A 20234-nucleotide genomic window follows, 5' to 3' on the forward strand; every position below is an offset into this window, starting at 1 on the left:
TCCTCCATTTAATTCTTTTATATTTTAACGCGTTTCAAACGAAGTGCGTTCGTCACAACAGATACAGAGCTAAATGCCATTGCTGCTCCGGCTACCCAAGGCTCTAGTAACCCGAATGCCGCTACTGGAATACCAATTGCATTATAGAATAAAGCCCAAAACAAGTTTTGACGAATATTTTTCATTGTCTTACGGCTTAACTCAATTGCTTTTGGTATATGTGATAAATCACCGCCAACTAAAGTAACATCTGCAGTTTCAATCGCTACATCTGCACCCGTTCCAATTGCCATACCAATATTAGATTTCGCAAGAGCTGGGGCATCATTAATACCGTCACCTACCATTGCGACATGCTTTCCTTGTTTTTGTAAATCCTCTACAATTTTAGCTTTATCCTCTGGTAATACTTCTGCAAATACACGGTCAACATCAACTTGCTTTGCAATCGCTTCAGCGGTACGTTTATTATCACCTGTTACTATACATACTTCAATTCCCATTTGTTTCAGTGTTTGGATTGCAGTCTTTGAACTTTCTTTTACTGTGTCAGCAACAGCGATTATTCCAGCAAGTTCCCCATCAATTGCGACAAGCATCGCTGTTTTACCTTGAAGCTCTAGTTCTTTCATCATTTCTTCATGCTGTGAAATTTCTACTAATTGTTCATTCATCAGCTTGCGCGTTCCCACAAGAACCTTTTTGTCTTCAATATTTGCTTCAATGCCATGCCCCGGGATGGCTGAAAAATGTTGCAGCTCTTTCAATTCTACCTCATTTTGTTTTCCATACTCAACAATTGCATGAGCTAATGGATGCTCGGAAGCACTTTCAGCTGAAATCGCATAATGGACCATGCCTTCTTGAAATTGTAACACGTCAGTAACTTCTGGTTTCCCTTTTGTTACAGTTCCTGTTTTATCTAATAACACTGCATTTACTTTATGTGTTCCTTCTAAATATTCACCTCCTTTAAAAAGAATACCTTTTTCTGCTCCTTTTCCTGTACCAACCATAATCGAAGTTGGTGTAGCAAGCCCTAACGCACATGGACACGCAATTACTAAAATCGCAATTCCTACTTCTAATGCTTTTGACAAATCTCCCGGTGCGATAAAGAAATACCATACTAAGAACGCTACGAAAGCAATTCCTACAACAACCGGAACAAAAATACCTGAAATAATATCTGCTAATCGTTGAATGGGTGCTTTAGATCCTTGCGCTTCTTCAACAATTTTAATAATGCCGGCCAATGCTGTGTCCTTTCCAACCTTTTCCGCTTGAATCGTCAGCAGTCCGTTTGCATTAATAGTCGCTCCAATGACCGGATCTCCTTCTTTTTTATCTACTGGAATAGACTCTCCAGTAATCATAGATTCATCGACAGAAGATACCCCTGAGATTACAATACCATCTACGGGTATTTTCTCCCCTGGCTTTACAATAATCCTATCTCCAATGACGACATCATCAAGCGGCACTCTCACTTCTTGACCATTACGAACAACAAGCGCATCTTTTGCCTGTAAACTAAGCAGTTTAGAAATCGCTTCCGTTGTCCGTCCTTTTGCCATTGTCTCAAAATACTTCCCGACCAAAATTAACGTAATTAACACTGCACTTGTTTCAAAATATAGATCAGGAACATATTCAGGATTCCCCACCGTTTTCAATGTTTCATATAGACTGTAGAAATAAGCTGCTGATGTTCCTAAGGCAACTAACACGTCCATATTGGCACTTTTATTCCGAAGAGCACGATAAGCACCTACATAGAAATGTCCTCCAATATAAAACTGAACTGGCGTTGCTAATAATATTTGAAACCATGGATTCATAAAAATATGCGGCACTGGTAATCCAGTATCAAATGGCATATGTCCGAGCATCGTATACAGTAAAGGTAAGGACAAAAGAATCGAAATAATAAGTTGACGCTTTTTCTCCTTAATCATTTCTTCTTTTCTTTCCGAACGCTCTGCATTTTCGGTTCGTATTTGCCCTTTATATCCAATTTTCTTTATCTTTTCTAAAATACTTGCTGTAGAAACTAAACCTTCATTATATTCTACAACAGCGCTATTGGTCGCTAAATTAACAGTGGCATGTGAAACGCCTTCCATTTTATTTAATACTTTTTCAACTCGAGTCGCACAAGCTGCACATGTCATCCCTTCAATATCAAGGTTAACTTTTTCTGCCGATACACCATACCCTAACTTCTCAATTTTCTCTTTTATATTAGCAATTTCTTGCTGAGATGAATCATATTGAATACTCGCCTTTTCCATCGCTAAATTTACGCTAGCTTCTACCCCGTCCATTTTATTCAGTACTTTTTCAATCCGAGTAGCACAAGCAGCACATGTCATTCCTGTTATTCCAAGCGTAACATGTTTTTGACTTTCCATCTTATAGCCTCCTATTTTGAAAATTGCTTAATTACGTTCATCAATTCTTGGATTGATTCATCTCCATTTCCCTCATGAATTGCCTTTGCAACGCAATGCTTTGTATGACGCTCCAATAAAGAAAAGCCTACTTTATTTAGAGCTGCGTTAATCGCTGAAATTTGAATTAAAATATCAACGCAGTAACGGTTATCCTCAACCATTTTTTGAACACCGCGCACTTGCCCTTCAATACGTTTTAAACGTTTCATCACACTTTGAATTTCCTCTTCTGTCCGAGGAACCATTTTTTTATCTATATGATTTCCTTCACAATGATCCATTATTATCACCTCATGTATTGTAATTACCAATCTTTACATACATTATACGGGTAGGGGGTATAAAAGACAACTGGTTATCAGTATATTTTTAAAAATTTTTCCAAATAAAATACATACCAGGTGTGTTAACTTGTATGTATTTACAGCATATCTCTCTAAACTTGAGGATACCCTGATGGTGTATATTTTAAGAAGAGTTTCACAACTACCTCCAATGAGAGCTGGTTGATTTTGATAAGCATTACCATCATATAGGGAACGAGAAATAGTATTCCCCTCTTTTATCACCTATGAATATATGGATTAAAGGTAGTTTTAACTCGTCAACCATGTGACGAGTTTTTTCATTATCATGAGAATTTTTTTAGATATTTCTCATATTTTCATCATTTCCCTTTCATGCCCTTCTCACATCTAAGTTTTAGACTAATACTTACTAAAGATATAACGAGGTGATACATTCAGACACAACCTTTCAGATTTTGACTCTATTAAAAGTAGTTCTAGATTCGTTTTTTCTTGAAGCATCATGAATTATAGATGGAGGTGAACCTATGAAAAAGAAAAAGAACAAACGCAAAAAATGGTGTTGGCTAAAATGGATGTTGACCCTTCCTCTGCTTCTTACTTTATTGTTCTTTGGACTACATAGTATGAAGTCAGAAAGATGGGATCATGAAAAGCACAAGAAAGCTGAATATGCTATTTCTCACGACAAAGAGAGACAAGCTTTCCAAACAAAGAAAGAAGATTTTGCTGGCTTCGAAAGACATACTCATCATGAAAAGCACCATGAAAAGAGATTTGATGATCTATTCTTTGTACCATTCCTGTTAGAACTTGTCCTTGTTCTTTTCGGCTGGTTAATTCTTCGCAAGTCTGAAGGAAATATGGCTAAAAAGTGGACAGGAATCCTACTCCTTATTATTGGTTTATTACCGCTCCTTCCAATTCTTGCACTTGCTGCAATGATTGTCTGGGCATATAAAAAGTTCAAACAAAAAAGAACTGTAACAAGCGAGTATATCAATACTGATATGTATAATGTTTCAACAATGCAAAAACAAATAGACATTTTAGATCAATGGGAACGTAATATTCGTAAGGAGGAGAAGTAAACAATGGGTATCTTTAAACGCATTAAAAATATTGTAATGGCCGATGTGCACCAAACATTAGATAAGCTAGAAAGCCCTGTTAGTATGTTAAAGCAATACTTGAGAGAGACAGAAGAACAAATTACAAAGGCGCAAAAAGCGCTATCTCACCAATTCTATTTAGAAAAGAAATATGAAGCGTTAATTGTAGAAACTGATGCTCTTATCGCAAAAAGAACTCGTCAAGCTGAGCTTGCAGTATCACGTGCAGAAGATCATATGGCACAGCTAGCTTTACAAGATAAAATTATAACTGAGAAGAAGGCTACACTATATCGTGAACAGTACGAAATAACAAAACAACAAACAGCTGCACTTTATGAACAAATTGACAAATTGCAAGAGAAATATCAAGAATTACAATATAAAGAACTTGTTCTTGTTTCTCGATTAAATGCGGCACAAGCGATAAAAGAAGGTAACGCAGCACTTACTTCTTTCCATACGGAAAATGCAGCAAAAGGCTTTGCACGCGTCGAATCCTACGTACAAAAACTAGAAGCAGAAGCTGCTGCTAGCAACTATTTTTATCAGTTAAAATCTCCTAACCAAACAGAGATTTTAGACCAAGGTTTACAAGAAGAAGTAAAGCAAGCGTTAGAAAAATTAAAAGAAAATAAATAGTTTCGTTTTCTATTAAATATTATGTATACAAAAGCCAATTACGTTCGAACTATACCCTATGAAATAGACAATTGAATAAAAGCTTTAAAACTTAAGTACTTAAAAGATGGTTTCGGTATATACCGGAACCATCTTTTTTCATGTCCATTGATAGCAATGAACATTGTAAACAAAAAGCATACGCCAGAGAAAAGGGATTCAAACGATTAGTATTGCAGGAAGTCGTAACTAAAGAAGGTTACCACTTTACATTAAAAATGAGTTTCCAAAAAGTGCCAGTCTATACGAAGAAATGTTTCGAAAGCTAAGCAGCATTGAAGGGAATTATGAACTACATTTAACGTAAAGAATGAGATAAAAAGTGAACGAATATTTTTCGTACTCGTTCACTTTTATATTTAAAACCATCTCCTCTTTCGCTATCTCTTTTTTTGCTTTCTTTGATTTCGTTTCGACTTCCATCGCCATTGCTTATATTAATACCTTTGTTAAAATAAAAAGTTTGCATATTTCAACGGAATTGTAAATAACTTGATGGACAAGTATTTCTTTGATGATGAATTTATGTGTGCGTAAAAAAATAGGAGTGGCTTTTTAGTACCATCTCCTACATCAAGTCGACAAATATGCAATTTGAGTATATGTGTGGGATAGATCGGCGCAAATAGATGAAAACTCGTTTCTCTATGAGTAAAATTATATTTTTAGAAGGGGTCACCATACATCTCCATCAACTTTAAATTTTATAATGCCCCCCAGAACGAAACTCTCAGCAGATGATAACCTTTTGTGGTAGTGTATCAATGATTTCAATAGCTACCCTCACAAATACATTATTGCGCCACTCCAAATACATTGATTTCAGCCACACTTGTCCATGGATTATTGTTTATCTCGCTTAAGGCACGCAGTCTAATATAGCGACCTGTCTTAGTTGCAAAGCTGACTTGTTTCAAAGTGGTATCATTTGTAAAGGTACCTGTGGCTACAGCTGTTCCCCAATTCACTCCATCACTACTCACGTAGAACTCATAGTCCTTAATCGTTCCGTTCACTTGGGTGTCTTGTCTTGGCAGGTAGCTGAATTTGGAGATGTTATAGGTTGCGCCTAAATCGATTTGAATCTCGTGCGGCATTGGAGCTACGGGGCTCCAGTTCGTATGCCAAAACGTGTCTTTGTTTCCATCAAATGCGTAATTACCTAAATTGTACCAATTATAACTATCTACATATTTTAGTGTCCAATTTGTTTGCGGAATCAAACTAGCTTCTTTTGTTGTGACTGCTACATTCATGGCAGAATTACTTGTGCTTGTCGTCGTAATCGTTACTCCCGATTTTTCTCCAGTGTAGGTATTACTGTTCGGATTGGTGTCTGGACCAAAGGAAGCAGCATGATTTTGATTCGTGTAATAGAACGGGTCTTGGTATTCACTGATGGATTGCTCTATATCAATGAAAGGATGAGGGTCATTAGAATTATTATTCATGGATTCATCAATATGCCAAACCGCGATGCCACCAGAATTTGTTGGCAAGCTTGCATCATACCCAACTTTTTCGCGATTCTCAACTAAAAAATACGTATTATCCTTTAAAGGAATCTTTAAAACATTATAGTTATTTGGGATCGCATTTAGAGTAAAATTGTTGGCGGTATTTACTACAGTTGGTGTTACAAATCCTAATTTTACTTTTGACCAGGCATCCATATGATCGGGTGTAGCTCCATAATCTTCTCCTTGAAGATTATTCCAGGCTCCATTAGCCATTATACTTAAACTACCCACATGATTATTATCGCCATATAGATCTGGAAGGCCAAGGGAATGGCCCAATTCATGAGCAGGGATACCAATCGTTGCCATATGACCATATTGTTTTTCACCCTGCGTCGTATACATACCTGATACTGTAACACCATCGTGATTTGTGTTAGGAGCATACCACTGATGTGCCCAAATATTTGGCGCTGAACCACCACTAGCCTCTTCATTGCCAGCAAGAACAGTTACAATGTAGAAGCTATCTTTAGAGTCGATGACTTGATCATTATTAGTATCAAAACTAGCAAAATTCACCTGAGGATCAGCTTTAGCCAGTGCATCTGTTATAACCGTTCTAATGTCTTTTCCCGATGTATCCGGATGAGCGTAATCTAATTTTACTTTAACCACCCCATCATTTTGCGTACCATATGTTTCGGATGCCGGAGTGATCTGTGCTTTTCCATTACTCACTTCATTATAGTAATTCTTTACTGACTTTTGATTTTCAGAAAAGAATCTGTTGCTCCAATCGTTCTCGCTATATGCGATATCAACATCTGTAAACCCAATTAACAAAACAAGTAATTTTTGGGGTCCTGAAACTGAAGTGACAGTTCCGTCAATATTTTCTGGTGATTCTTTTTGGAGCTCATTCATGTGCTCCTGCTTTTTCTTTGCTTGAGGTTTGTATTCCTTTATCCATTTATTCAAATTGTTTTCATTTACCGCTTTTGCAGGCTTCTTGTCAATTTTATATTTTTTCCCCGTCGATTTCAGTTCGTCTGATGTAAGTTCAGCGTAATTCCAATACCCCTTCTGATCTTGTAAAAGTACGTCGCCATCCTTTGTGCTTGCCCAGTGGAACCATTCATCTCCATGCACCGTGGCTTGAAACGATTCGCCTGACGGTTGCTCCATTTTGACAACTCCATCGTATGCTGGTGCGGCAAAAACGTTCGTTTGAAAGTACAAAACACAAATCAAAGAAAAAACGGACGTGAACAGGAATTTAAAACTTCTTTGCATAAACCTTCCTCCTTTTAGTGGTTGTTATCATGTGGAAATGGTCTCCTCTATAGATTCATAAAGATCGCCTCCCCCCCTTTAAAAAATATTCAGCAACATAACTAAAATGCCATTTTATGGAAAAAATTAAAGGGTTTAAATAAAATAAGTTGAGAAATATGATTATTGGAATTATAAATGAATAAAGGAATTTGTTTTGTAATTGCAATTGGCTGAACACTTCATATGTCTTCTATAGAAACCTTAATTACAAGATAAAAATTCTTTAAAAAGGAGTAAAATATATAACTGATTCCTTAACGTACAGGGAATCGGTTAAATTGTTTCTAAACGCATAATTTTCTTTTTTTAATATGGTGACCCCTATACAATGAAAAAAATGCATAAAAAAAGAGCCAACTCCATAGGAGTCAGCTCACTTCATTATCTAAGCCATTTTAAACTGTCTTATTTCCTCTAATATTAGAACCTATTTTCAATGCTAATACAACATTAGAGCTATCACTTCTAAATCTAGAAAGTGTACCTTCTTCTAAACCCGTTAATGCCTCAAACATATCTTCACGTAAGCTCAATTGATACTCATTTGAAAGTTCGTCTAAAATGCTATTACCATCAAAAACATCATTTTCAAGCAATGTGAGAATTGATTTTTTTATTAAAACAGGGCTTGTAGGCTTAGATTGTCCATCTAGTGGTTCTTTTTTTCTCCAACCATTTTTTTAGTAATACGTGCTTATTACTTTTTGTTAAAACCTTGAAATGCTTACGGCTCTAAGCTTTAGTACCTTTTCTATAAAAATATCAATAGTAATAGGAATAATAAGTTTTTAGACGTATTACCTTATACCGTTTTTTCCTAATGTAATATAATTTGCACAAAGGCAAAATTTATGTTCAAATAAAAGAAATATAATTTAGATATTTGTATTTAATAAAATAAAACAAATTGCATCAAGTTAACAAGCAAAAGGGGAAACAAAACATGACAGAAAACACAAAAGAACGCGAACATCTTCCACCAAATAATCGGACGATGCAATCGGCACAGTTAGCTTTAAGCGGTGAAACAAAAGGACTGAAACGATTATTACCTTTTTTAGGACCCGCTTTTATCGCATCTGTTGCTTATATTGATCCAGGGAATTTTGCCACGAATATTGCGGCAGGGTCCCAATACGGTTATTTACTACTTTGGGTTATCCTTGTTTCAAATTTAATGGCCGTGTTAATTCAATCTTTATCAGCTAAATTAGGAATTGCTACTGGAAAAAACCTTCCTGAAGTTGCTCGGGAGCATTTTTCAAAACCTGTTTCCATCGGTTTATGGATACAAGGTGAATTAGTAATTATGGCAACTGATCTTGCTGAGTTTATCGGTGCTGCTTTAGGATTAAATTTATTATTTAATATTCCACTATTACCCGCTGCATTCATTACAGCAGTAGGCTCATTCATTATTCTAGAGTTTCAACGCAGAGGGTTTCGTCCACTAGAAGCAATCATTACTGGTATGGTCTTTATCGTCGTTATTGCTTTTGGTGTTCAAGTCTTTTACGCAAAACCAGAACTAAGTCCCCTTCTATCAGGGCTTTTCGTTCCTCACTTTCAAGGTGTAAATAGTATTTTACTGGCAGCAGGAATTTTAGGTGCAACCGTTATGCCGCATGCAATTTATTTACATTCTGCTTTAACACAGCGACGCGTAGTAGGAACGACAGATGCAGAACGAAAACAGATTTTCCGCTTTGAATTTATCGATATTATAATTGCAATGGTCATTGCCGGAGCAATTAACGCGAGTATGTTAATTGTAGCAGCTGCCCTATTCTTCAAAAATGGACTACATGTCGAAGATCTAGATGTTGCTTTTCATCAATTTAGCCATTTAGTTGGCCCTGTATCAGCATCTCTTTTTGGAATTGGATTATTAGCTGCCGGTTTATCCAGTTCTTCCGTTGGTACGATGTCTGGTGATATTATTATGCAAGGATTCATCCGTATGCATATTCCTTTATATTTGCGCCGATTTATAACAATGGTTCCACCGCTTGTTATAATTGCACTAGGTGTGAATCCAACTCATGCCCTCGTAATGAGTCAAGTCGTTTTATCATTTGGGATTGCATTTGCATTAATTCCACTCATTGTCTTTACAAGTAAAAAAAGCATTATGGGTGCTCTTGTCAATCATCGTTTTACAACAACCCTTGCATGGATAATTGCCGTATTAATTATCACTTTAAATATATTTTTGTTGTATCAAACATTTGTTGGTTAAGAAAAAAGAGAATGCCTTTTAGAAATTTAAAAGGCATTCTCTTTTTATTTTGTTCCAGCATGTGCAAGGCAAATAATGATTTCAAATTGGTGAAATGACATCTCCTGTCGGTACATCCCTTCCACCTTCTATACGAATTCCCCCTTTTGGCATAGATGATCCATCTATATCGCGAAAATATAACGGTAATCCTTCAGAAAGAAACATACTCGTCTTAGATGGATCCTGCCGTTGATGATGAATGTGTAAATGTGGTTCACTAGAATTTCCAGAGTTGCCAACACGAGCAATTACTGCTCCTTCCTCTATGTGTTGCCCTGCCTTCACTTTGATAGATCCCTGTTTTAGGTGATCAAGGACAAGATATGTTCCCGTCTCATCTAACCGTATATAAATATGGTTACCTGCCATAGACTTAAAATTATTATTTCCTGGTGTTAAATCAGCTTCTGAATTTTCTACAGCTATAACTGTTCCTGATGCAGGTGCTATTACGTCCACTCCGTATATGTCGTAATCCTTTAATTGTGAACTTGTTACTCCTTTTTGCGGAGCAATAAAATCATACGCCCAACGTTGGATTGGCTCGATAGCATGGTAATTTGTTTGAAGTCGATCTCCTCCCCACCCTACCCGAACAGTTTCATTAAACGGAAGCCGAATTGTTATTTTCGGTGTAATCGAATTCACATTTACTGGATATGCGATTTGTCCAATTCCAACAAACCAACATGCCGGCCAAGCAGCTGCTGTGGATAGAATAAGCATCGTAACGGTTGTTTTATGTATTTTCCTTCTAGAAAACAATTTACCTACTATTACACATAACGTAATCATGACACTAATGAAACCTACTATACTAAAAGCTTGCATTCCCCACCAAGCTAAAGCAGACACAATACCGGTAGCTAAATAAACAGAACCCCAACCTACTGCTAATATTGTAATAAACATGATCATTATCCATTTCTTCCACATTGTATTCCCTCCATTTGTAATGTCTCATATTAAGATCGTACAAAATAATAATTACGACACTTGAAAGAAATACTTACAACTTTCTTACGGTTTTGTTGAATATTGCGGCAAAATGAGTGTAAACACAGTTTCCTTGTCATCACTACATACTGTAATATCACCTTTATGTATATTGGCGATGCTCTTAGCAATAGCAAGCCCCATTCCTTTTCCACCAGTATGAGCACTTCGTGACTTTTCTCCCCGATAAAATTTTTCAAATATATAAGGGATATCTTCTTGTAAAATTTTCTTCCCGTAATTTTTAATGTTTATCTTTACATTTCTATTTTCCAGAAAAATTTGTACATCAATGATCTTTCCGGATTTTCCATACGAAATGCTATTGCTTATTACATTTTGCATTAATCTTACTAGTAAACTGATATCAGCTTCTATTTGTAAATCTTGATTACACTCTATATGAAATTTCATTTGTACTGCTTCTAATTGAGGAATAAAATCAATCATAACTTGTTCTACTAATTGTTTTACTCCTACTATTTCTTTATGTAACTGAATTTCTCTATAATTAATATGACAATATTCAAGTAAATCATCTACTTGATTTTTCAATTCACGGCTTTTACGTTTTACAACTCTTACATATTGCTGACAATTCTCTTTATTCACATCAAAATTACGTTCTATTAAATCAACATAACCAATTAACGATGTTACTGGTGTCCGCAGATCATGAGAAATATTACTAATCATCTCATCTTTCATCTTTTGTGCAAATTTCTCTTTTTCAATTGACTCTTTCAAACTGTTTGTCATTTTGTTAATATTTGTTGCTAGCTCTCCTATTTCATCATTTCTCATCATTTGTATCTGTACCTCTAAATTTCCCTTGCTTATTTCTTTCACATTTTGATTTATTTGTTCTAATCTTGTTATCATATTCTTTGAGAATAGAAAGAAAAAGAATGAAGTGAAAATAAGAAAAATAACAAAATATAGAAAAGAATACTTCTCCTCTAATTCCGCTATATTTCCATATACATGACTCATAGCATTTTGAAAGAACACAATACATAAGGTCGCTAGTACAATACTGCATATAAAAATGAAAAAAAACTTCATTCTTAACCCTTGAAATAATTTAGTTTTCAATTTTATATCCTACTCCCCATACATTTTGGATAAATTTTGATTCTTTCGGATTTGCTTCTATCTTCCCTCTTAACCTTGCTAGATGAACCATCACAGTATTATTACTTTCATAAGCTGCTTCTCGCCAAACACTTTCATATATCTCTTCTAGCGTAAATACGCGGTTTGGGTGTGTTGCCATCAAATGCAAAATTTCATACTCTGTCTTTGTAAGATTAATATATTCTCCATATAACAGGACCTTTCTAGAATTCTCATCTATTTCTAATCCCCTAATTTGTATCTTCTTTTCAAGCATCTGTACCGGAGTTCTGTTTAAGTATGTGTATCTTCTTAACTGCGCTTTTACTCGTGCTACCAGCTCAATTATACTAAATGGCTTCACAATATAATCATCTGCCCCTGTACTTAATCCAATAACTTTATCTACATCCGTTGCTTTCGCACTTAAGAACATAACAGGTATATTATATTTTTCTCGTATTCTCCTGCACACTTCAATTCCATCCATCATTGGCATCATAATATCAAGGATCGCCAATTCAATATCATGTTCCGAAAATAACTGTAATGCTTGTTCTCCGTCATAAGCTTTTACAACTTTGTAGCCTTCTTGCTGTAAATACACTTCAATCATTTCAACGATATCCTTATCATCATCCACGACTAATATAGATTGTTGTTTCATACTTCATCCTCTTTTTCGTTTGAAATATTTTCCATAACTTCATAGTATCATGTTCATAACATAAAAACTTCGAAATGTTCTAGACTTTAAACTATATAAATCCATTTTAATCAACATATAAAACGCTGCTATACAGAGCAAAACCTGACCTGCTCTCGCTTTTTCTCTCTGTTTTCATCCTTGCACGTGGCAGGAGATCTATGCATGGCCAGATGCTTTCGCCCCCCTAAAAAGAAAAGCGGTTTTATATCTTTTTTTACTTGTATAAAAAAAAGCTAAGGCTTATCCAAAGCTCTTAGCTATTTAATCTCTTATCTATTTCTCTTTTCGATTTATATAAGCATGTTTATACGTATAAACACCGCCAAATTGATGTTTTTCAATACTTTTTACATATTCCTTTTGAACGTATGCTGAGCCAGTGTGGTAAAGCGGTGCAATAGCAGCGTCTTCTAATAAGATTTTCTCTGCTTCTTGCATAGCTTTCCAGCGTTTCTGGTCCTCCAATACAAGATCATTTTTCGCACTATTTATAAGCTCATCATAATGCTGATTAGAATAATTCATTTTATTATTTGGATTATCTGTCGTAAATAATTCTAAATAACTAATAGGATCTTTGTAATCAGGTCCCCATATAACCATCGATATATCATACTGCCCTGTTTGTTCAAGTTGTAATTTTTGTTTAAATGGTTGCGGTTTTATATTTATTGTTAATCCTTGTAAATTATTTTCAAGTTCCCCTTTAATATATTCCGCTGTCTGCTTCGCTTGGTCCTGTTCGAACGTTAAAAATTCAAGTGTTATCTGTTTTACACCAAGCTCTTTTTTCGCATCTTCCCAAAGGTTCTTTGCCTTTTCAACATTATATACGACAAGATCACCGTTTGCTTTTCTAAAATCTTTTCCATCTTTTTCATTTTTATATCCTTCTGGTACAAGTCCTTGAGCCGCTGTTGCACCGTTGTTTAGAAAATGATTTACTACTGCTTCTTTATTTAAAGCCATAGAAAGCGATTGCCGTAATTTTGTATTTGCCAGTGCAGAATTTTTTTGATTAAAACGTAACATAGCTATGGCAGAATCTTTCGCTGTATGAAAATCACTTTTCCCTTTATATTTATCAACAAATGAAGAATTAATTGGAGCACGATCAATACTACCAGTTTCATACAAATTAACAGCTGTCGATGTCTCTTTTACAATATGAAAATTAATTTCTTCTAATTTCACGTTATTTTTATCCCAATATGTATCATTTCTCTTTAACTTAAATTCTTGTTCATGTTTCCATTCCGATAATACAAATGGACCATTGTAAATCATATGTTCTGGTTCTAATCCATACTTGCTTCCTTTTCCCACAACAAATGATTCGTGCTGAGGTAGATAAATAGGAAGTGTCAGTAAATGAAGGAAATAAGGAATTGGTTTCTCTAACTGTATCTCTAATGTAACATCGTCAATAGCTTTTACACCTAGTTGATCTACAGCTAAAGTTCCTTTATTTATTGCTTCTGCATTTTTTATACCAAATAACGTATATGCATATTGTGATGCTGTTCCCGGGTTTACTGTACGCTGCCATGAATAAACAAAATCATGCGCTGTTACAGCATCTCCGTTCGACCATTTTGCATCTTTACGCAAATGAAATATATATGTTTTTCCATCTGTACTTTTCTCAAAAGACTTTGCAACACCAGGCACTGGATTATCTTTGTCATCAAGTACATATAACCCTTCAAATATATTTTGCATGACATGCGATGATGTACCGTTCATGGATTTTGCAGTATCTAAGGACGGAATTTCTTCTGATATCGTTACATTTAATACTTGTTTTTCACTTTCTCCCTGCGTTTTACTCGAATTATTGCTACAAGCTGAAATCAATAAAGAGGTGGCAAGTATAATTCCCATCAGTAATCTTTCATGTTGCTTCATAAATCGGCTCCTTTAATTCAATTAAATTAAATTACAAAACGTTATATATTATAACAGATTAATTATCTTAAAAGTGTTACATTTCACCGAATTTTTATTCTTTCAAATATAAACAAGAACACTATCCTTTCATTTCATGAAAGAATAGCGTTCTCTTATTACTTACATATGCAATCCTTGTTTATAACGGCTCGCTTCAAAAATAATACGTTCTTCATCTAACGTTTTACACTCACCGTTCCAAACAATGTGTTTTCCATTAATAACAACATCTGAAACGTCTTTTCCGCTCGCTGCGTATACAAGATGTGACAATACTTCTTCTGCAGGTTGTAAATGAGGCTTATTAGATGGATCAATTGTAATAAAGTCAGCACTCTTGCCTACTTCTAGTGAACCTGTTTGATTCATCCCGATTACTTCTGCCCCTACTTTTGTTGCTAATGTAAGAATTGTTTCAACAGGTAATGTTGTCGCGTCTTTATGAACACCTTTTTGCAATAAAGTCGCAATGCGCATTTCTTCAAACATATCTAAGTTGTTATTAGAAGCAACGCTATCTGTTGCAATTCCGACTTTTATGCCACTCTCTAACATCGCACGAATGTTCGCTATACCCGATCCTAATTTTAAATTACTAATCGGATTATGAGCAACGCGCACATCATGTTCCGCTAAGAAAGTGCGCTCATTGTCATTTAGCACAACACCGTGAGCAATTACTGTCGGTCTCTGGAATAATCCACAATTCGCTACATACTCTACTGGACGTTTTCCGTATTGTGCTTCAATATCCTGTACTTCACGGTCTGTTTCGGAAAGATGAATATGAACCATTGTCTTATTTTCCACTGCAATTCGTGCACACTCTTCTAACATTTCCGTAGAACATGCATATGGACTATGAGGAGCAACCATTGTTGTTAACATACCATCTTTATTGGAATAACGTTTCACATACTTCTCCGCTTCCTGAATGGCCTTCTTTTCATCTTCTTTCGTTCCGAAGCTAAATAATGTTCGAGAAACAGCAGCGCGCATGCCACTTTTATGAACAGCTTCCATAATAGAATCCTGATCTACTCCAATTGGATTAAACATATCAGAAAATGTTGTTGTTCCACTTTTCACCATTTCTAATAAACCAAGCTCTGTGCTAGCAACAGCAAGCTCTGGTGTAAATTGACTTTCAAGCGGCCAAATTCTCGTTTCAAGCCATGGCTTTAAGAGCATGTCGTCACCTATTCCACGTAAAATGCTCATCAAAACATGCGTATGCGCATTCACCAAACCTGGCAATACCCATTTTCCATGAAGATTAATAATTTGATCCACTTCTTTTCCGCTCGGTAATTCTCCTGATTGTACCTCTATAATTTGATCATCTTCTACAATGATATATCCATTTTTCAACACTTCATTTTTTTCATTTAAAGTCACGATTGTAGCGCTTACATATGCTGTTTTCAAAAGAATTTCCCCTCTCGACTCTTTTAGAAATAAATATTTCCTTCAAATAAGTTACTACCGTTATAGTAACTTATTTACTGATAAGAGTCAAAAGATAAATTAATATAAGATACATTCCTTTATATGGATACGAACCTTTTGTTTTAAAGCATCATATTGCATCTCATTTGTATCTGCAAATGCTTCTTTTCTATTAGAAGGCATGTCAGTATATGCTATGTCGTCCAAAAATTGTGATGCTGTAAAATCATATCTTTTACCGTTGATTCTGTTATAAAAATGCCAACCTTCAGGAACTTTCGTTTTCATGATCTCTCCTCCAAAGAAATCATGAACTACTAAGGCTGTTACACCACATTGCCCCTTCGCTGGATTGTCTAGTGTCCATTTTGAACTTGTTTCTTTTGACCAATATTGAAACAAAACCTCTCTCATCTGTTCTATTTCCATATACATCATACTTAGCATCTCCTAACTGAATTCAAAATATCCGATTAGACTGGCTCAATTTACACATCATACTGTAAAAACGGCAGCATACGATTTTTAAAAACAGTAGACGGTGTTTCTCCAATTAATTTCGCTCCCATTTTTACGTAATACCCTTTCGCATTTGGATCACTATCAATCGTAAAACTCTTCATGTTTAATTCAACTGCTTTCTGAACAACACTTTCCCAAAGAATTCTGCCATAGCCTCTTCCTTTATATGCTGGGTGCAAATATAGAAAATCAAGACTGTCTACTTCTTTTCTCTGAAAGGAAAAAAAGCCGATTATTTCTTGGTTTTCTTCTAAAATGTACACATAATTATTCTTCATATATTGTTCTGTAATTGTTAAGTCTTCCTTACACGCTAATATGAATTCTTCACTATAATTCCAAGTTGCTTTTGAGGATAATGCGAGGTTACTTAGCTCGTTTGCTTCTTCTAATAGTGCTTGTCTAACAATCATTGATTTCTCTCCCTTTTTTCTCTTATAGACACAGAAAGTAAAATTCTTTTATTTCTGAATATTCATTGTAACATTGTTTTCTCTCCCAAAAAAAGAAACCCCACCTATATGAAAAGGTGAGTTCTTCTCTTACACAATATGCTCGTCTAACCAAGAAACCACATCTTGGAACACTTCCTGTCTGTTTACCTCGCGGAACATTTCATGCCTTCCATTCTCATATAAACGGATGGTAACATCTTTAACACCACATTTTTTATACATATCATATACTTCTTGAACCCCTTTCCCCATGTTTCCAACTGGATCACGGTCTCCCGAAAAAATATAGATAGGTAGATCTTTTGGTGTTTTCTTATATGCTTCCAGTTTGTTCACAGTCAGCACACCGTTAAATAATTCACGGTAAAAGCTCGTTGTACAAATAAATCCGCATAATGAGTCCTCTATGTATCTATCAACTTGCTTCGTATCAGAAGACAGCCAATCAAACTTCGTACGGTTTGGCTTAAAGTGTGAGTTGAAATTGCCAAATGATAAGAAGTTTAGCATTGGACTTTTCGTTTTTTCTCCGCGGAGTTTCATTTCAATCGTTGCCACTTTATGACCAATAACCCCTAAAAGTCCCGGATTTCCTCCCGTTCCTGAAATAAGGAAACCATTATATAACCCACTGCGAAGCTGCACAGCGTGTCTTGATAAAAAAGATCCCATACTATGTCCTAATAAGAAAAGCGGACAGGTATGCTTCTTACGAATAAGCTCTGAAACGAAAATTACATCAGAAACAGCTTGATCCCAGCCCACATTCGGCTCAAAATGACCATAATCTTCTTCCTGCTGTACTGTTTTTCCGTGTCCGCGATGATCATAAGCATATACTCCATATCCAGCTTTCAATAACGCTTCAATACATTCTGTATATGCACCAACATGTTCTGCCATACCATGTGCAATTTGAACAATCCCACGAGGTTCATTTTTTGGCAACCATTGACGTAAATAAATTTCCGATTCATCCGATGTCATAACGAATCCTTCTTGTCTATTCATTTTGACTCCCCCAAGCCTATAATCTATTTCACAACAAAATGAATCTTCCCCCCCACAAAATGAACCATGATTCATTTTTCTTCCTATAAATTATATGTAAAAGCTTTCCTTATTACAAATTATGAGATTTTCATTTCTGCCACCTCATTCTTGACGAAACAACTTTAAAGTTGTATAGTTACTTACATAAAGTAATTAAATTATTGGAGGTAATAATTATGATGCCATCATTATTTTTAGCACATGGTTCTCCTATGCTAGCTATTCAAGATACAAACTATACAAAATTTTTACAAACACTTGGTGAAACATACAAACCAAAAGCAATTGTCATTTTTACAGCCCATTGGGAAAGTGAGATTTTAACTATTTCTTCTTCAGACAATGCATATGAAACAATTTATGATTTTGGCGGCTTTCCTCCTGAATTATATGAAATAAAATACGCTGCAAAAGGTTCATCAACCATCGCAACAATGCTAGAAGAAAAATTTAAAAACCAAGGGATTGCCGCTCAAAAAAATACAACGCGCGGATTAGATCATGGCTCTTGGACACTCTTGCACCGTATGTATCCAAAAGCTGATATACCTGTCGTTCAAATCTCAGTAAATCCATTCCTTCCTGCAAGAGAGCAATATGAAATTGGAAAAGCCATTCAAGGACTTGGAAAAGAAGATATTTTAGTCATCGGCAGCGGTGTTACGGTGCACAATTTACGGATGTTAAAATGGGAACAAACTACACCTGAACCATGGGCTGTTGAATTTGACGAGTGGCTCATTGATCAAATTCAGCATAACAATACAGACTCTCTATTCAACTGGGAAACTGAAGCTCCGCATGCGCGTTTAGCTGTTCCAAGAGCAGAACACTTTGTTCCTCTTTTCATTGCGATGGGAAATGGCAATGCAGAAGCAAAAGTAATTCATCGCAGCTATGAGTTTGGAACTTTAAGTTATCTTTGTTTACAATTTTAATTACTATGTATACAAGTAAAAAACCGACATAACCCCCTTTCTTTTTTGTAGGGACAAGTGCATCTAGCCGCGTATAGAAACGGTCAGGGCCTTTTCCGACCACATGCCATATTTAAAACAAAAGGAGTAAGCAAGTAGCGGTCATATTGTATTCTGCATAGCAGCGACTTATGTGTCGGAAAGTTAATATATATATAATAGTATGAAGGCAATGTAGTCCAGCAATTCACTACTGGACTTCTTCTTTATTTTTCAACAGAAACTTCCTTATCAAAGCGAACAAATTTACTCTGCACTTTCATTCCAGCTGTTTCGTATACGCGAGGTGCACCTGTAATATTCTTAGAGTCTACACTTAGATGAACCTTTGAAATTCCTTCTTGTTGCAATTGACCAAATGCATGATGTAATAGTGCTAATCCCAATCCTTGTTTACGCTTAGAACGACTTACACCTAAGTGAGTAATTTCAGCTTTATTGTCAGTACCCTTTTTACTAAAGATAAAACCAACCACTTCATCTCCATGCACCGCTAGTGACCATAATGTAGGATAGAATCCCTCTCTTTCGGTACGTTTCAAAAACTCTTCTAATGTAGAAGGATACGAATTCCAGTGGTCTGCAAAGGCTTCATTAAAAGCTCGATGTAACCCTTCATCATCCACACCTGGTATGTAATGTCGTACAGTAATCTCTTTTGGCCATAGTGGAGATGGAGCATTTGATTTTAATTCAATCCCCATCTCCCACCAAATACGAGTTGGAGTAAAACCAGCTTCTGCTAATACTTTTTCCTCATAGTTATTATTTGCTTGTGTTACAATCGTACCGTCCAAGCGAGGTGAATACTCTACGAGCTCCGTAGCTCGCTCTTCAAGCATTGACCATAATGAATACTCAATACCTTGCTGTATGTAATCAGGATTTATTAATACAGCAGAAGGAAATTGTCCTTCATTTCCGGTAAGAATCCCGTATCCGATTATATTTTCTTCTTCATTTATAACAACAGAAGAGCTCTTGCTCACATCAATATCTTTCCATGAGTTGATAATATCCTCTTCTGTTGTATCAATTTCACCATAAATAGCTTGATCGTAAATCGTGCATAGCTTTACAATTTGTTGTAAATCTTCTTGTGTTGTTGCTCTAATGAATAGGCCATTCACTAAGTTTCCCATAACTTCTATCCCCCTCTTCAAAAAAAAAACAAAAAAGTCCGAATATTAACATTATAAAACAAGATACTATTATTCTTAAAGAGCAATTTCTATTTTCATTTTAATTTCAATAAAATTCTCTTCTTTAAATAGTTATTATTATGACATTGAATTTCCCTTCATATTTTGACATTTTACTAAAAAATTCAATATTGTTACTTTTCTTAATATCCATTCTCATTTAAAATTA

The 20234-nt window shown here is 35.5% G+C and carries 17 protein-coding genes and 1 pseudogene; 5 read left to right on the forward strand and 13 right to left on the reverse strand.

The genetic code is table 11. The features are described from left to right. Nucleotides 1-17: 17 nt before the first annotated feature. Both MR076_RS12355 and MR076_RS12360 read right to left on the reverse strand, forming a co-directional pair. Nucleotides 18-2414, reverse strand: a complete 2397-nt coding sequence (locus tag MR076_RS12355) for a heavy metal translocating P-type ATPase (RefSeq protein ID WP_242220940.1) — start codon at nucleotides 2412-2414, stop codon at nucleotides 18-20. A gap of 11 nt (nucleotides 2415-2425) precedes the next feature. Then, on the reverse strand, nucleotides 2426-2737 hold the full coding sequence (locus MR076_RS12360) for a metal-sensing transcriptional repressor (protein ID WP_277928458.1): 312 nt from the start codon (nucleotides 2735-2737) through the stop codon (nucleotides 2426-2428). Nucleotides 2738-3291: 554 nt separating this feature from the next. Between MR076_RS12360 and MR076_RS12365 the strand changes: the two genes are divergently transcribed. From MR076_RS12365 to MR076_RS12375, 3 genes and pseudogenes are all read left to right on the forward strand, one after another. After that, nucleotides 3292-3855, forward strand: a complete 564-nt coding sequence (locus MR076_RS12365) for a hypothetical protein (RefSeq protein WP_242220942.1) — start codon at nucleotides 3292-3294, stop codon at nucleotides 3853-3855. A gap of 3 nt (nucleotides 3856-3858) precedes the next feature. Continuing rightward, nucleotides 3859-4518 carry a PspA/IM30 family protein gene (locus MR076_RS12370; protein ID WP_242220943.1) on the forward strand — a complete coding sequence of 220 codons (660 nt, stop codon included), beginning with the start codon at nucleotides 3859-3861 and terminating at the stop codon, nucleotides 4516-4518. A 173-nt stretch (nucleotides 4519-4691) separates the two neighbouring features. Next, nucleotides 4692-4864, forward strand: a pseudogene (locus MR076_RS12375) (N-acetyltransferase); the annotation flags it as partial. A 487-nt stretch (nucleotides 4865-5351) separates the two neighbouring features. Here MR076_RS12375 and MR076_RS12380 read toward each other — a convergent pair. Together MR076_RS12380 and MR076_RS12385 are read right to left on the reverse strand one after the other, a co-directional pair. After that, the gene (locus MR076_RS12380; RefSeq protein ID WP_242220945.1) at nucleotides 5352-7313 is read right to left on the reverse strand and encodes a M6 family metalloprotease domain-containing protein; all 1962 of its coding nucleotides are present in this window, start codon (nucleotides 7311-7313) and stop codon (nucleotides 5352-5354) included. 437 nt (nucleotides 7314-7750) lie between these two features. Then, nucleotides 7751-7951: a hypothetical protein gene (locus MR076_RS12385; RefSeq protein WP_242220948.1), complete on the reverse strand. Its 201-nt coding sequence runs from the start codon at nucleotides 7949-7951 to the stop codon at nucleotides 7751-7753. Between the two features lie 347 nt (nucleotides 7952-8298). Here MR076_RS12385 and MR076_RS12390 point away from each other — a divergent pair, with 347 nt between their 5' ends. Continuing rightward, on the forward strand, nucleotides 8299-9594 hold the full coding sequence (locus MR076_RS12390) for an Nramp family divalent metal transporter (protein ID WP_242220950.1): 1296 nt from the start codon (nucleotides 8299-8301) through the stop codon (nucleotides 9592-9594). Between the two features lie 81 nt (nucleotides 9595-9675). On the opposite strand, the gene MR076_RS12395 is transcribed toward MR076_RS12390, so the two are convergent. The 8 genes from MR076_RS12395 to MR076_RS12430 form a co-directional block, all read right to left on the reverse strand. Then, entirely contained in the window at nucleotides 9676-10572 is an 897-nt protein-coding gene (locus MR076_RS12395) for a M23 family metallopeptidase (RefSeq protein WP_242220952.1), read from the reverse strand. A gap of 84 nt (nucleotides 10573-10656) precedes the next feature. Further along, nucleotides 10657-11727 (reverse strand): sensor histidine kinase, encoded by a 1071-nt coding sequence (locus MR076_RS12400; protein WP_472927084.1) that lies wholly within the window; start codon nucleotides 11725-11727, stop codon nucleotides 10657-10659. After that, nucleotides 11717-12415, reverse strand: coding sequence for a response regulator transcription factor (locus tag MR076_RS12405; RefSeq protein WP_242220954.1), 699 nt, complete (start codon nucleotides 12413-12415; stop codon nucleotides 11717-11719). Before MR076_RS12405 ends, MR076_RS12400 begins: the two co-directional genes overlap by 11 nt. 315 nt (nucleotides 12416-12730) lie before the next feature. After that, a complete protein-coding gene (locus tag MR076_RS12410; protein ID WP_242220956.1) occupies nucleotides 12731-14365 on the reverse strand; it encodes a peptide ABC transporter substrate-binding protein in 1635 nt (544 codons plus the stop codon). A 162-nt stretch (nucleotides 14366-14527) separates the two neighbouring features. Continuing rightward, entirely contained in the window at nucleotides 14528-15835 is a 1308-nt protein-coding gene (locus tag MR076_RS12415; protein ID WP_242220958.1) for a bifunctional S-methyl-5'-thioadenosine deaminase/S-adenosylhomocysteine deaminase, read from the reverse strand. A 99-nt stretch (nucleotides 15836-15934) separates the two neighbouring features. Further along, nucleotides 15935-16294: a YunG family protein gene (locus MR076_RS12420; RefSeq protein WP_242220960.1), complete on the reverse strand. Its 360-nt coding sequence runs from the start codon at nucleotides 16292-16294 to the stop codon at nucleotides 15935-15937. A 50-nt stretch (nucleotides 16295-16344) separates the two neighbouring features. Then, nucleotides 16345-16791: a GNAT family N-acetyltransferase gene (locus MR076_RS12425; protein ID WP_242220963.1), complete on the reverse strand. Its 447-nt coding sequence runs from the start codon at nucleotides 16789-16791 to the stop codon at nucleotides 16345-16347. A gap of 129 nt (nucleotides 16792-16920) precedes the next feature. Next, nucleotides 16921-17844, reverse strand: coding sequence for an alpha/beta fold hydrolase (locus MR076_RS12430; protein ID WP_242220965.1), 924 nt, complete (start codon nucleotides 17842-17844; stop codon nucleotides 16921-16923). A 218-nt stretch (nucleotides 17845-18062) separates the two neighbouring features. Here MR076_RS12430 and MR076_RS12435 point away from each other — a divergent pair, with 218 nt between their 5' ends. Next, nucleotides 18063-18824 carry a DODA-type extradiol aromatic ring-opening family dioxygenase gene (locus MR076_RS12435; RefSeq protein ID WP_242220967.1) on the forward strand — a complete coding sequence of 254 codons (762 nt, stop codon included), beginning with the start codon at nucleotides 18063-18065 and terminating at the stop codon, nucleotides 18822-18824. A gap of 245 nt (nucleotides 18825-19069) precedes the next feature. Here the strand turns inward: MR076_RS12435 and MR076_RS12440 are convergent, their stop codons facing one another. Then, nucleotides 19070-19993 (reverse strand): GNAT family N-acetyltransferase, encoded by a 924-nt coding sequence (locus tag MR076_RS12440; RefSeq protein WP_242221057.1) that lies wholly within the window; start codon nucleotides 19991-19993, stop codon nucleotides 19070-19072. Nucleotides 19994-20234 lie beyond the last annotated feature (241 nt).

Origin of the sequence: Bacillus cereus group sp. BfR-BA-01380 (assembly GCF_022663535.1) — a bacterium.
Taxonomy (GTDB): Bacteria; Bacillota; Bacilli; order Bacillales; family Bacillaceae_G; genus Bacillus_A; species Bacillus_A cereus_BB.

Bases quoted from the DNA above. Each gene is read 5' to 3' on its own strand.
- MR076_RS12370 (WP_242220943.1), top strand. From the start codon at position 3,859: ATGGGTATCTTTAAACGCATTAAAAATATTGTAATGGCCGATGTGCAC.
- MR076_RS12395 (WP_242220952.1), bottom strand. From the start codon at position 10,572: ATGTGGAAGAAATGGATAATGATCATGTTTATTACAATATTAGCAGTA.
- MR076_RS12435 (WP_242220967.1), top strand. From the start codon at position 18,063: ATGATGCCATCATTATTTTTAGCACATGGTTCTCCTATGCTAGCTATT.
- MR076_RS12380 (WP_242220945.1), bottom strand. From the start codon at position 7,313: ATGCAAAGAAGTTTTAAATTCCTGTTCACGTCCGTTTTTTCTTTGATT.
- MR076_RS12430 (WP_242220965.1), bottom strand. From the start codon at position 17,844: ATGAATAGACAAGAAGGATTCGTTATGACATCGGATGAATCGGAAATT.
- MR076_RS12390 (WP_242220950.1), top strand. From the start codon at position 8,299: ATGACAGAAAACACAAAAGAACGCGAACATCTTCCACCAAATAATCGG.
- MR076_RS12355 (WP_242220940.1), bottom strand. From the start codon at position 2,414: ATGGAAAGTCAAAAACATGTTACGCTTGGAATAACAGGAATGACATGT.
- MR076_RS12425 (WP_242220963.1), bottom strand. From the start codon at position 16,791: ATGATTGTTAGACAAGCACTATTAGAAGAAGCAAACGAGCTAAGTAAC.
- MR076_RS12365 (WP_242220942.1), top strand. From the start codon at position 3,292: ATGAAAAAGAAAAAGAACAAACGCAAAAAATGGTGTTGGCTAAAATGG.
- MR076_RS12405 (WP_242220954.1), bottom strand. From the start codon at position 12,415: ATGAAACAACAATCTATATTAGTCGTGGATGATGATAAGGATATCGTT.
- MR076_RS12410 (WP_242220956.1), bottom strand. From the start codon at position 14,365: ATGAAGCAACATGAAAGATTACTGATGGGAATTATACTTGCCACCTCT.
- MR076_RS12420 (WP_242220960.1), bottom strand. From the start codon at position 16,294: ATGATGTATATGGAAATAGAACAGATGAGAGAGGTTTTGTTTCAATAT.
- MR076_RS12360 (WP_277928458.1), bottom strand. From the start codon at position 2,737: ATGGATCATTGTGAAGGAAATCATATAGATAAAAAAATGGTTCCTCGG.